This window comes from Pseudomonas sp. RP-B7, assembly GCF_059803535.1.
Window position 1 is genome coordinate 40,405 of record NZ_JAPFHC010000033.1, and the last position, 11,850, is coordinate 52,254.

Annotated in this window: 12 protein-coding genes; 8 read left to right on the forward strand and 4 right to left on the reverse strand. The window is 59.7% G+C overall.

Going from position 1 to position 11,850, the window contains the following annotated elements; all coding sequences use genetic code 11:
* Nucleotides 1–24: 24 nt before the first annotated feature.
* Entirely contained in the window at nt 25–465 is a 441-nt protein-coding gene (lysM, locus tag OPU96_RS23835) for a peptidoglycan-binding protein LysM (protein ID WP_226456741.1), read from the reverse strand.
* Nucleotides 466–596: 131 nt separating this feature from the next.
* On the opposite strand from lysM, the gene OPU96_RS23840 reads away from it, so the two are divergent.
* The 4 genes from OPU96_RS23840 (at nt 597) to OPU96_RS23855 (ending at nt 5,582) form a co-directional block, all read left to right on the forward strand.
* The gene (locus OPU96_RS23840; RefSeq protein WP_226456740.1) at nt 597–1,484 is read left to right on the forward strand and encodes a LysR family transcriptional regulator; all 888 of its coding nucleotides are present in this window, start codon (nt 597–599) and stop codon (nt 1,482–1,484) included.
* A 97-nt stretch (nt 1,485–1,581) separates the two neighbouring features.
* Nucleotides 1,582–2,421: a formate dehydrogenase accessory sulfurtransferase FdhD gene (gene fdhD, locus OPU96_RS23845; protein ID WP_226456738.1), complete on the forward strand. Its 840-nt coding sequence runs from the start codon at nt 1,582–1,584 to the stop codon at nt 2,419–2,421.
* On the forward strand, nt 2,418–4,766 hold the full coding sequence (locus OPU96_RS23850; RefSeq protein WP_226456736.1) for an FdhF/YdeP family oxidoreductase: 2,349 nt from the start codon (nt 2,418–2,420) through the stop codon (nt 4,764–4,766). Before fdhD ends, OPU96_RS23850 begins: the two co-directional genes overlap by 4 nt.
* A gap of 342 nt (nt 4,767–5,108) precedes the next feature.
* Nucleotides 5,109–5,582, forward strand: coding sequence for a glycine zipper domain-containing protein (locus OPU96_RS23855; RefSeq protein WP_017737565.1), 474 nt, complete (start codon nt 5,109–5,111; stop codon nt 5,580–5,582).
* Nucleotides 5,583–5,731: 149 nt separating this feature from the next.
* Here the strand turns inward: OPU96_RS23855 and OPU96_RS23860 are convergent, their stop codons facing one another.
* The 3 genes from OPU96_RS23860 to OPU96_RS23870 form a co-directional block, all read right to left on the reverse strand.
* Nucleotides 5,732–6,163, reverse strand: coding sequence for an acyl-CoA thioesterase (locus OPU96_RS23860; protein ID WP_226456735.1), 432 nt, complete (start codon nt 6,161–6,163; stop codon nt 5,732–5,734).
* Between the two features lie 23 nt (nt 6,164–6,186).
* Entirely contained in the window at nt 6,187–8,124 is a 1,938-nt protein-coding gene (locus OPU96_RS23865; RefSeq protein WP_498559807.1) for a RecQ family ATP-dependent DNA helicase, read from the reverse strand.
* A gap of 232 nt (nt 8,125–8,356) precedes the next feature.
* Nucleotides 8,357–9,532, reverse strand: coding sequence for a tetratricopeptide repeat protein (locus tag OPU96_RS23870; protein WP_192298459.1), 1,176 nt, complete (start codon nt 9,530–9,532; stop codon nt 8,357–8,359).
* Between the two features lie 175 nt (nt 9,533–9,707).
* Between OPU96_RS23870 and OPU96_RS23875 the strand changes: the two genes are divergently transcribed.
* The 4 genes from OPU96_RS23875 (at nt 9,708) to OPU96_RS23890 (ending at nt 11,843) form a co-directional block, all read left to right on the forward strand.
* A complete protein-coding gene (locus OPU96_RS23875) occupies nt 9,708–9,878 on the forward strand; it encodes a YhfG family protein (RefSeq protein ID WP_017737561.1) in 171 nt (56 codons plus the stop codon).
* Nucleotides 9,878–10,477 carry a putative adenosine monophosphate-protein transferase Fic gene (locus OPU96_RS23880; protein ID WP_226456732.1) on the forward strand — a complete coding sequence of 200 codons (600 nt, stop codon included), beginning with the start codon at nt 9,878–9,880 and terminating at the stop codon, nt 10,475–10,477. Before OPU96_RS23875 ends, OPU96_RS23880 begins: the two co-directional genes overlap by 1 nt.
* 301 nt (nt 10,478–10,778) lie before the next feature.
* Complete coding sequence (locus OPU96_RS23885) at nt 10,779–11,099, forward strand: hypothetical protein (protein ID WP_498559808.1); 321 nt, start codon at nt 10,779–10,781, stop codon at nt 11,097–11,099.
* Nucleotides 11,100–11,372: 273 nt separating this feature from the next.
* On the forward strand, nt 11,373–11,843 hold the full coding sequence (locus OPU96_RS23890) for a hypothetical protein (protein ID WP_226456730.1): 471 nt from the start codon (nt 11,373–11,375) through the stop codon (nt 11,841–11,843).
* Nucleotides 11,844–11,850 lie beyond the last annotated feature (7 nt).

Consider the following 11,850-nt stretch of genomic DNA (forward strand, 5'->3'; position numbering starts at 1 on the left):
CGCTCCCACATTTTGCTGTGCGTATTACTCAGGGATACGCAGTGTCTGGCCTGGATAGATCTTGTCCGGGTGCGACAACAGCGGCTTGTTCGCCTCGAAAATCTTGTTGTACTGATTGGCGTTGCCATATACCGCCAGGGAAATCGCGCTCAACGTGTCGCCCTTCTTCACCACGACAAAACGGGCGGCAGCCACTACCGGACCGGTTACCTTGATCTGATCATCCACACTGGCCACACCGGCAATATTGCCCAGCGCCAGCAGGATCTTCTCTTTCTCTTCCTGGGTGGCCACTTCACCGGTCACGGTCACCTTGTCGCCGTCCACCGTGGTCTGCACATTCGGATTCCCCAGACCGACTTTGGACACGTGGTCCTTCAACTGCTCACTGGCGTTTGCATTACCCGGCGTCAACAGGTCGACAATCTTTTCGCCGGCTTCCTTGATAAAGCTGAAAATGCTCATAGTGCGCTCTCCTTGGGATTTGAGTTCCAGATGCCCAAGACTAGACCAGTCCCGAGGATTTGGGTTCCAGCCCGGCCAAAGACCCAAACGCGCTAGAATCCCCCCGCCATTGGAATAAGCCCGGAGCGAAGATGGACATCAAACAGCTGAAATTCCTCATCGCCCTCGACGAAACCCGGCACTTTGGCCAGGCGGCGGCGCGTTGCCACATTACCCAGCCGACCCTGTCGATGCGCCTGCGCAGTCTTGAAGAAGAGTTGGACCTGCCGTTGGTCAATCGCGGCCAGCGCTTCGAAGGCTTTACCGCCCCCGGTGAACGCGTGCTGGCCTGGGCCCGAACAGTCCTGGCCGCCTATGACGGCTTGCAGGCTGAAGCCGCCGCCTGTCGCGGCAACCTGGTCGGTACGTTGCGCCTGGGCGTGGTGCCACTGTCGAGCTTTGATCCGTTGGCCTTGATGCAGCAACTGCACAAGGAGCACCCGAGCCTGCGCTTCGAGCTGTCGGCACTCAGCTCCGAACAGATCCTCGAACAGCTGGCCAGCAACCGCCTGGACCTCGGCGTGTCCTATCTGGAGCGCCTGGACACCGAGCGTTTCGACTCCCTGGCCCTGGGCGAAACCCGCATGGGCCTACTCTATGACCAACGCTTCTTCAGCTTCGGCGACAAACCGTTGAGCTGGGAAGCGCTGACCGAACTGCCCCTGGGCATGCTCACCAGCGGCATGCACTTTCGCCAATCCATCGACCATAACTTCCACAGCCGTGGGCTCAACCCGCAGCCGCTGCTGCAAACCGATGCCGTCCATCAGTTGTTGCAAGCGGTGCATGGCGGTTTGTGTTGCGCGGTGATGCCGCTCGATGGCGGCCTCGATGCGCTCACCGAGCACCTGCGTCTGCAACCCATCGAAGACGCGCACACCCTGGCGCGCCTGGGGTTGATCATGCGCCGTAGCGCGCCGCGTTCGGCGTTGGCCGAGGCGTGCTTCGCGCTGTTTCAGAAATCGCAAATCGAGTCTTGATCGACGTCATCTATCGGCGGATCAGTACTGGCAATTAGACGCGACGCTTTGTCGCGCCTAGTCTAAACACTGATCAATCCGCCGGTGGTATTGCCCCATGAACGCCAAGCGCCCAGTCTGCGCGGCGCCCGCCCTTGATACGCCCGCGCCGGCCGCCAGCCAGAGCTACCAGTTTTGCAATCTCGAACACACGGAAGTCGCCAGCACCGCGCTGGCGGAAGAAGTGGCGTTGGCAATTGCCTACAACGACATCAGCCAGGCGGTGATGCTGGTAACGCCCACCGACCTGCAAGATTTTATCGTCGGCTTCAGCATTGGCAGCGGCATTATCGCCGACGTTAGCGACATTTATGATCTTAAACTCAGCGGATCTGGCTCAGCGCAGTATGCTCAGGTGCAAATCTCCAGCCGCGCGTTCTGGAACCTCAAGCAGCAGCGCCGCCAATTGGCCGGCACCAGCGGCTGTGGCCTGTGCGGCGTGGAGGCGGTGGAACAAGCCCTGCCCGACCTGCCAGTGCTGCCCGGCGCACCCTTGCCGCCTGCCGCATGGCTTGATGGCCTGCGCCAACGCATCAGCGCGTTCCAGCCGTTGGGGCAGTACAGCGGCGCGGTGCATGCCGCCGTATTCATGAACAGCCAGGGCGAGTTGCTGCTGGGCCGCGAAGACATCGGCCGGCATAACGCCCTGGATAAATTGATCGGCGCCTTGATCCGCCAAAAGATTCCGACCGAAGGCGGCCTGGCGATTGTCACCAGTCGTTGCAGCCTGGAGCTGATCCAGAAAGTCCTGCGCGCGGGCATCCAGACCCTGGTCAGCCTGTCGTCGCCCACCGGCCTGGCCCTGCAATGGGCGCGCCGGCATAACCTCAATCTCATTCACCTGCCGCAGAAAAGTGCGCCGCGGGTCTACAGCCCCGCGATGGAGAACCAGCCGTGAGCAACCATAATCAAGCCGACCAAACCCCAACCCCGCGCTACAAGCCCTACAAGGGCGCAGCCGGCGGCTGGGGCGCACTGATCAGCGTGGCCCAGGCCTGGCTGACCAGCGACAACGCGCTGAAAAACCTGCGCATGATGCTCAAGACCAACCAGAACGGCGGCTTCGACTGCCCAGGCTGCGCCTGGGGCGACTCGCCGGAAAGCGGCATGGTCAAGTTCTGCGAGAACGGCGCCAAGGCGGTGAACTGGGAAGCCACCAAGCGCCGTGTCGATGCGGCGTTCTTCGCCAAGCACAGCGTCACCTCGCTGCTGGCGCAAAGCGACTACTGGCTGGAATACCAGGGCCGCCTGACCGAGCCGATGCGCTACGACGCCGACACCGACCGCTACCAGCCCATCAGCTGGGAAGCCGCGTTCGACCTGGTGGGCAAGCACCTCAACGCCCTGCCCAGCCCGGATATGGCCGAGTTCTACACCTCGGGCCGCGCCAGCAACGAAGCGGCGTACCTGTATCAACTGTTTGTGCGCGCCTACGGCACCAACAACTTCCCGGACTGTTCGAACATGTGCCACGAGGCCAGCGGCGTCGCGCTGGCGCAAAGCGTGGGCGTGGGCAAAGGCACCGTGACCTTTGACGACTTTGAACATGCCGACGCGATTTTCGTCTGGGGCCAGAACCCTGGCACCAACCACCCACGCATGCTTGAACCCCTGCGCGAAGCGGTGACCCGTGGTGCCCAGGTGGTGTGTATCAACCCGCTCAAAGAGCGCGGCCTGGAACGCTTCCAGCACCCGCAACACCCGCTGGAAATGCTCACCAACGGCGACAAACCGACCAACACCGCCTACTTCCGCCCGGCCCTGGGTGGCGACATGGCCATTTTGCGCGGCATGGCCAAGTTCCTGCTGCTGTGGGAACGCCAGGCCCAGGCCGAAGGCAAGGAAGCGGTGTTCGACCACGACTTCCTCAACGAACACACCGCCAACGTGCTGGACTACCTGGCCAGGATCGACGACACCTCGTGGGATGAAATCACCGAGCAATCGGGCCTGACGCTGGTCGAGATCGAGCAGGCGGCGCGCATGTACGCCAAAGGCAAGAACGTGATCATGTGCTGGGCCATGGGCATTACCCAGCACCGTCACTCGGTGCCGACCATCCAGGAAATCGCCAACCTGATGCTGCTGCGCGGCAACATCGGCCGCCCCGGCGCCGGCCTGTGTCCGGTGCGTGGCCACAGCAACGTGCAGGGCGACCGCACCATGGGCATCAACGAACGCCCACCGGTGGCGTTCCTCGACGCCCTGGAACGGCGCTTCCAGTTCCAGGTGCCACGCACCAACGGCCACAACGTGGTCGAAGCGATCCACGCCATGCTCGAAGGCCGCTCCAAGGTGTTTATCGGCCTGGGCGGCAACTTCGCCCAAGCCACCCCAGACAGCCCGCGCACCTTTGAAGCGCTGCGCAACTGCGACCTGACCGTGCAGATCAGCACCAAGCTCAACCGCAGCCACCTCATGCACGGCAAAGACGCGCTGATCCTGCCGTGCCTGGGCCGTACCGACATCGACATCCAGGCCGACGGCCCGCAAGCGGTGACGGTGGAAGATTCGTTCAGCATGGTCCACGGCTCCAACGGCCAACTGCAACCGCTGTCGAAACTGATGAAATCCGAGCCGGCGATCCTGGCCGGTATCGCCGCCGCCACCCTGGGCAGCAAACCAGTGGACTGGAACTGGCTGGTGGCCGACTACGGGCGCATCCGTGAACTGATCGCCGACACCATCCCGGGCTTCAAGGACTTCAACGAGAAGATCAAGCACCCGGGCGGTTTCTACCTCGGCAACTCCGCCGGCTCACGGCGCTGGAACACTCCGTCGGGCCGCGCCAACTTCCGCGCTAATATCCTGCCCAAGGACCTGATCCACGAACGCACCCACGCCACCGGCAAGGTGCCGGACTTGATCATGCAGTCGATGCGCTCCCACGATCAGTACAACACCACCATTTATGGCCTGGACGACCGCTACCGTGGGGTCAAGGGCCAGCGCGACGTGCTGTTTGTCAACGAAGCCGACATCATCCGCCTGGGCTTCAAGCCGGGGCAGAAGGCCGACATCGTGTCGCTGTGGGAGGACGGCCGTGAACGCCGTGTGAAAGGCTTTACCTTGCTGGCGTTCGATATTCCGGCAGGACAGGCGGCGGCCTACTACCCGGAAGTGAACCCACTGGTGCCACTGGAAAGCACTGGGGATGGCAGCCATACGCCGACGTCGAAATTCGTGGCGATCCGGCTGGAAGCCGCGAGCGACAACGGCCTGATCATGGCCCGCAGCGCCTGACCATCACCTCGTAGTGAGCGGGCTTGCCCGCGCTGGGCGGCGCAGCCGCCCCAAACGGTACGCCGCGGTGCATCAGAAAGACTCAGGTGTATGGATTTGGGGCGGCTTCGCCACCCAGCGCGGGCAAGCCCGCTCACTACAATTGCGAGCAAAAAAAAGGCCGCTTTTGCATAAAAGCGGCCGTTCCGAAGTAGCTAAAGACCCATAAAACCAGCTTAAGTTCCCTAGTCAAAACAGTAACTTAGCGAATTGTGCACAACTCGTGTTACTGGTCGGATTTCTATTGTCACAATACCGATACAGCCTCAGGATCGCGCCGTCATCCCCTTGAGGTTTCCCTGAATGAAGTTCTCCTCGATTCTCTTGTTGTCCCTTGGCCTGGTCAGTGGCGCAGCCATGGCCGGTGGCACCACCGAAGCCGGTGTAGGCGGCGCATTGGGCGGGGTTCTAGGTTCGGTTGTTGGCCAGCAGCTTGGCGGCAACACCGGCTCGACCATTGGCGCAGCCCTGGGTGGCGCCGGTGGTAGTGCGGTCGGCGCCGACAAACGCAGCCGTGGCGAAGCCGCCATCGGCGGTGCGTTGGGCGCAGCGGGCGGCAACGTTGTGGGTCGCAGTGTCGGCGGCAGCACCGGCAGCCTGATCGGCGCAGCCGCCGGCGGTGGCGCGGGTGGTGCGCTGGGCAACTACATGGGCAACAAGAGCGATGACGATGATCGTCGTTCGCGTGACAACCGTCGTTATGATCGTGATGACCATCGTGGCCGTGGGCATGCTTACGGGCATCGCAAGAACAAGCATCACTACCGTCACCGCTAAGCCCGCGACCTAGAGCACACAGCACGATTCATGTGGGGGCGGGCTTGCCCGCGATAGCAAACAGTCAGGCAATACGGCTTGACTTGACCCACCGCTATCGCAGGCAAGCCAGCTCCCACATTTGATTTCCACGGATCGCGAGATTGCGATCAGGCCACCAACCGCTGCAACGCCTCGCGCAACACCCCCGCAATCGGCACCGGCTGGTTCGACCCACGCTCCACAAACACATGCACAAAGCGCCCCGCCGCACAGGCTTCGTCCTCGCCTGCCTTGAACACCGCCAACTCGTACTGCACCGAACTGTTGCCCAACTTGCCCACCCGCAAGCCAATGTCGATGCGCTCGGGAAAGGCAATCGACGCGAAGTAATCACACGCCGAACTCACCACGAACCCCACCACTTCGCCGTCGTGAATATCCAACCCACCCTGTTCGATCAGGTAGGTATTCACCGCCGTGTCGAAAAAGCTGTAGTAGGTCACGTTGTTCACATGGCCATACACATCGTTGTCGTGCCAGCGCGTGATGATCGGCTGGAAGTGAAGGTAATCGGCACGTTGTGGCACGGAATCAGGCATAGGGCTCACCTCTAAAGAAGGGTTCAAAGCGCATTCAAATGGACCTCGGCCCACTCGCGTACCTCGGCATACGGATAATCTTCCAGCGCAGCAAAGCCCGGAATACCCCGCACTTTCAACTTGGTAAACAACGGCACGCTGATCCCGCCGAGGAACCGCGTCAGGCGTTCCGCTTCGGGCAATTGGCCGGTGTGCTGATGATGCCTGTGGATAAAATCACCGCACAGCCCCATGAAGTTTTTATCCACAAGCGGCGGCAAGGCCGGCGGCGGCGGTAAGTGCGCCACATCACCGTGGCAGACCGAACAATGCCCACAGCGCTGCGGCGCGTTTTCATCGCCAAAATACTGCGCCAGGCGCTGCCCCAGGCAGCGTTCGGTGGCGAACAGATCAAGCATGGCGTGAATCCGTGCCACCTCACCGATCTCGTGCTGCTTGAAGCCTGTGTATAACTCGGCGCTCAAGGCCTGTGGGTCGAAATCCGTATCGAGCAGGCTGTAGACCTCGGTCATCTGCTTGCTTTCCAGCTCGACCAAGCCCTGTTCCTGGAAGTAATCCAGCGCCTTCACCACGCGGTCGCGCCCGGCGTTGTGCTGTTGATAAAGCGCGTCGAAGTCCACCGTCGCCCAAGTCCTGGCCCGCTTGCACACCTGGATAATCGCCGCGACAAACTGCTGCCGCTCGCCGGAAAAACGCGCCAGCAGGGCTTCGGGTTCGATCAGGTACTTGAAGCGGTATTCGGCATAAAACGCATAGCGCGGCGCGATCACGCCCTTGAGCTCCAACTGCACCAGCAACGTTTTCAGCGGCAGCTCGCGGATGTTGCTGTGGTCCGACAGCGAGCGCAGCAGGAACTCCCACTGCCCGTCACCCCGCGCGGCCTGCAGCTCGTCGAGCACACGGCGAATGCCGTCCCGCTCCGGCGTGTCGCCATAGACGAAGTTTTCCAACACGTTGAGGCTGTCGCGGTTGGCCAGTACCAGGCAATCGGACGGTTGACCATCACGCCCGGCGCGGCCGATTTCCTGGCTGTAGTTCTCGATGGACTTGGGCAGGTCGAAATGCACCACATTGCGGATGTCGCTCTTGTCGATGCCCATGCCAAACGCGATGGTGGCGACGATGCAATTGGAGCGCCCGCCCATGAAGCGCTGCTGGATACCCTCGCGCTTATCGTGGGGCAAACCGGCGTGATACGCCTCGGCCTGGATACCATGGCGATTGAGATGCTCGGCAATCTGTTCGGCGGTTTTTTGCAAGGTGACGTAAACGATGCTCGGCTGGCCCACCCGCTCGCTCATCCACTGCACCAGTCGGCGGCGCTTGTCTGCACCACTGACGGGTTCCACCAACAGGTTGAGGTTGGGCCGGTAGAAGCCCGTGGTGACCACATCGTCTGCAGCAATGGCGAACTTCGCCTGCATGTCGGCAATCACCTTGGGCGTCGCCGTAGCCGTCAACAGCAGGGCTTGTGGGATATTGAACTGACGCTGGTAGTCCGGCAGCTTCAAATAGTCCGGACGGAAATTATGGCCCCATTCGGAAATACAGTGCGCCTCATCCACCACCAACAGCGAGATCTGCACGCTTTGCAGGAAGTTGCGAAAACGCTCGTTCTTCAAGCGCTCCACGGAAATCATCAGGATCTTCAACTCACCCGAACGCGCACGCGCCATCACATCATTCGCGTCTTCGCGGCTCTGGGCCGAATCGATACTGCCCGCCGAAATGCCATGGCGTTGCAGGAAACCCAGCTGGTCCTGCATCAGCGCCAGCAGCGGCGACACCACCAGCGTCAGGTGCGGCAACAGCACTGCCGACAGCTGATAACAAAGGGACTTGCCGGAGCCCGTGGGGAAAATCGCGGCAGCAGAACGACCGGCCAGCACGGCGCTGACCGTTTGTTCCTGGCCCAAACGAAACTGTGGATAACCAAAGACCTGCTGGAGGGTGTCGTGCATAAGCTGTCACTCCATTGACCGCTGAGTAGGCTCAAAAACATAGCCCGCAAATCTCAGCGCATCGAGAAAGGTCGCATGGAAAAAAGAGACAGGATGATACACAGGGCGGGGATGGCGCAGGGCCGAAGTGGGATGTTTCACCAGGTTTTGCAGGAGCACCGCAAACCAAATGTGGGAGGGGGCCAGCCCCTTCCCACATTGTTTAGATCTGTATTTCTGTATTACCGGTGAATCAGCGGTTTTTCACCCGCTCAATCGCCGTGTCATACACCGGATTGGCTTTCTGTTCCTTGGCCAACTGGTAGTGACGCAACGCATCCTGGAACTGCCCGGCCGCTTCATAGATCCGCGCAATGTTGTAGTAAGACCCTGCACGCACGGTAGGGGCATTCGCACCAGTCGCCAAAGCGATGGCCTTGCGGTTGGCCCAGATCGACTCGGCGGTGTTGCCAGCCTTCTGATAGGCCAGGCCCAGGTTGCCGTAGGCCTTGCCGAAGCCATTGTCCAGCTCGATGGCTTGGCGGAACAGGTCGATCGCCTGGTCCAGCTTGCCAGCCTGGTAGGCCGCTTCACCTTGCAGGTTAAGACGTTTCGCATCGGTTTGTGCGGAGGAGCTGACCGCCACTGCCGAGACCGCCACGCTGTCATCCAGCAACGGCTTGACTTCGTTCAGCACGTTCGCCGCGTCCACAGTCACGCCGGTGAAGGTGTTGATGTCCTGGAAGTCGCCGCTGCCGGTCATGCGGAATACTGTCCACAGGTTGCCGGTGCGGTTCTGCGGCACGTAGTAGGTACGTACCAGCGATTGGCCCATATACACAAACACCTTGGCCTCACTGTTGGACAGCTGGCGCGAGCTTGGATTGCTGCCGTTGGTGAAGTCATGCACCGCATACACGTAGCTTTCGCCGTAGTGTTTTTTCTGCAGGGTGATGGTTTCCGGGCCGTAGCTGTCAACGTCGTCCACGTCCAGCTCGGCGTCGGTACCTTGCTTGTTTTCGAAGTAGATATTGTTGCCGGGGAAGATCATGTGGGAATCGAGGTCTTCCGGGGTCTTGCCCCACGTCAGCACCACACGCAGGCCGTCGAGGTTTTCCATCACCGGGCTGACCGCATAGGTCATGCCCTTGCACGGGCACTTCACCACCAGGTTGGAATAGCCAGGCTTCTTGATGATCAGCAGGCTGCTGCCATCATCGGCGCCTTCGCTGGTGAGCGTCACCTGGCCTTGCGCGTTGGTACGACCCACCACGTTCTGTGCGCCGTTGCGTTGCAGCAGCACTTCGGCGTCAGCGATTTTCTGATCCTTGACCACCGCGCTGAGCACTTCGATCGGCAACTGTTCGGCCTGGACGGAAAACGCTACCGCACACAATGACATCGCCGAAGCGACACGCAGCAAACCCATGCTTAACTCCCTTTAAGTAGTGGGCGGAATCGCCCTACAAGATTTTGCGCTGCAACATACGCTGAATTCAGCGAGCTGGCAGTTTATTTGTACAAAATGTGACGTGGTTTTTATCGCGCCTGCCCTCGGAAGCATTGCGCTACAATCAAGCCTTGCTACCCAGGAGTACGCTGCGATGAGCGAACTGACGTTTGAGCAAAAACAGGATCATTACCACAAGATCCGCCGTTCCAATTACCTGGCCAGCCTGCGCCTGGAAGGGTTCGACACCCAACCGGCCGACGTCGACAAACCCCTGCCGACCCGCGAAGCCGTCCTTGCCAAGTACCGCGACACCCCACGCTGATGCTCGACAAATATGGCGTCGGCCAGGACCCGTACTGCTATCCCGGTAGCAGCGTGCTGCGCAACCGCCTCGATTTGCACGACGAAGCCCGCCTGCACCAGGCTGAGCGGGAACTCTCCGAAATCGCCGTAGGCAACCTCCCGCTCTTCCCTCCGCCCTACGACCTCGATCGCCTGCAGCACATCCACCACATCCTGTTCGACGACCTCTACGACTGGGCCGGCGAGTTGCGCAGCGTCAACATCCAGAAAGGCGACACCCTGTTCTGCACCCCGGAACGTATCCCACCGGAAGCGGCGAAAATCATCCGGCATATGGAAGCGGCCAACTGGTACGTGGGCGCGACTCAGTCCGAGCTGGTGACGCAGATTGCCGAGGCGTACGGCGACCTCAACGTTATTCACCCCTTCCGCGAAGGCAACGGGCGGGCGCAGCGGATTTTGTTTGAACAGATCATCGTGAATGCGGGGTTTTCAGTGAACTGGTGGCTGGTGAAACATGCCGCATGGGTGCCGGCGAATATTGATGCGGTGGCGTGTGATTACCGGGGGTTGGAGGCGATTTTTGAGCGGTGTATCAGCAGGCCTGTTGGCGCCTGATCGAACCCCGCCCAGTTAAACCATCTGTTTATTGCCCGGAAACTGACTCACTTCTAAGGTTCGCTTCGTCGCTGCCAAATCAGCGACCGGGTTTGGTCACCCGAAAAACAGCACACATAAGTGCCATTACTTACTCTTCGAACGTCTATCGTCTCGTATCGCAGTGCTATGGCGGCTGTGTGGGGGACGTCTTCGGACGTGTCGGAGTGCTGTTTCCGGCTGGCCAACCCGCGCACAGTCCGCCACCCACCGTTTGGCCACGGTGATGTCGGTTACCCAACAGCAAACCGAGTACCTTCAAATGCAAATAATTGAAACGATGGACCGCTATCGTCAGTTGCGTACCAATTTCACAGATACTCATCCGCTACTCATAGACACCCAAGCTACCGCTGAAGACATTCAGTCCGCCGCCCACCAACGCATCCGCGCTGCCACCGACTTGCTGGAAACCTTCTCCTGCATGACCTTCGAACACGCCGACCTCAAAGACATATCCCACATCACAAACGCGCTATACCTCCTCGTCCAGGATGGCTGTGATTTGCTGGAAGCTGCACAGCATGTACAGCTGCAACCGGCGGCCGAAACACCAAAGCAACCTAACCAGCCACACAGCTAAATCTGTGGGAGCTGGCTTGCCTGCGATGGCGGTGTATCGGTCCGTATTTCCCCAACTGTCCCACCGTCATCGTGGACAAACTCGGCTCCCACAAATAACCAATTTCGTCCAAACGATTCACGTCAAACCATGCAATCGGAAACACCTGTAAGAAACCGCCAAATGCCGTGCCATCCTCCTCCGAAACTGCTTAAAACACCCTTCCTTAGCTCTACAAAAATCACCTTTGCCTGACCGAAACTAGCGCCTTATAAAGTTTCGGGGCAAGGCCTCATGCACATCGAAAAGACTCAACACATCGGTCACTATGGCGTCATTTTCAAGGTGATTCGCTTCACTGTTTTGCCTGGCAATCGACACGCTTTAGCCAACCTTTGCCTACCGGAAGCCAAAACAGCAGCCCAGCAAGTTCGCGATCAAATACGCAATCTGTACGAAAAAATGCTGGCTAAGGATTTTCCATGCGAGATCACAGTCGCAATTTCGAATCCGTTGAGACGAAATCAAGCTGATCGGTTAAACGACCAAAACATCCTCATCAAACAAATAATTTCCGGAGCTATTTCAACGCCAGGAATTGTCATTTCAGCGGTAACTGCTGGCTTTGTTGGCGATACGATTTCGAACAAGCTTCGCAAATATCACACGGGTGACATCATCATAGGTCTTGAGGCCAGCGTGAAAGGAGGGATAGGCCCTCAGCACTCAACACTCTCGATGCATATCTACTCGGAAGAGCCTTAGTTGCATG

What these genes read in the sequence shown, in the direction of transcription:
- OPU96_RS23865 (WP_498559807.1), bottom strand. Translation starts at nt 8,124, where the DNA reads ATGCACGACACCCTCCAGCAGGTCTTTGGTTATCCACAGTTTCGTTTG.
- OPU96_RS23840 (WP_226456740.1), top strand. Translation starts at nt 597, where the DNA reads ATGGACATCAAACAGCTGAAATTCCTCATCGCCCTCGACGAAACCCGG.
- OPU96_RS23860 (WP_226456735.1), bottom strand. Translation starts at nt 6,163, where the DNA reads ATGCCTGATTCCGTGCCACAACGTGCCGATTACCTTCACTTCCAGCCG.
- fdhD (WP_226456738.1), top strand. Translation starts at nt 1,582, where the DNA reads ATGAACGCCAAGCGCCCAGTCTGCGCGGCGCCCGCCCTTGATACGCCC.
- lysM (WP_226456741.1), bottom strand. Translation starts at nt 465, where the DNA reads ATGAGCATTTTCAGCTTTATCAAGGAAGCCGGCGAAAAGATTGTCGAC.
- OPU96_RS23890 (WP_226456730.1), top strand. Translation starts at nt 11,373, where the DNA reads ATGCACATCGAAAAGACTCAACACATCGGTCACTATGGCGTCATTTTC.
- OPU96_RS23880 (WP_226456732.1), top strand. Translation starts at nt 9,878, where the DNA reads ATGCTCGACAAATATGGCGTCGGCCAGGACCCGTACTGCTATCCCGGT.
- OPU96_RS23875 (WP_017737561.1), top strand. Translation starts at nt 9,708, where the DNA reads ATGAGCGAACTGACGTTTGAGCAAAAACAGGATCATTACCACAAGATC.
- OPU96_RS23885 (WP_498559808.1), top strand. Translation starts at nt 10,779, where the DNA reads ATGCAAATAATTGAAACGATGGACCGCTATCGTCAGTTGCGTACCAAT.
- OPU96_RS23870 (WP_192298459.1), bottom strand. Translation starts at nt 9,532, where the DNA reads ATGGGTTTGCTGCGTGTCGCTTCGGCGATGTCATTGTGTGCGGTAGCG.
- OPU96_RS23855 (WP_017737565.1), top strand. Translation starts at nt 5,109, where the DNA reads ATGAAGTTCTCCTCGATTCTCTTGTTGTCCCTTGGCCTGGTCAGTGGC.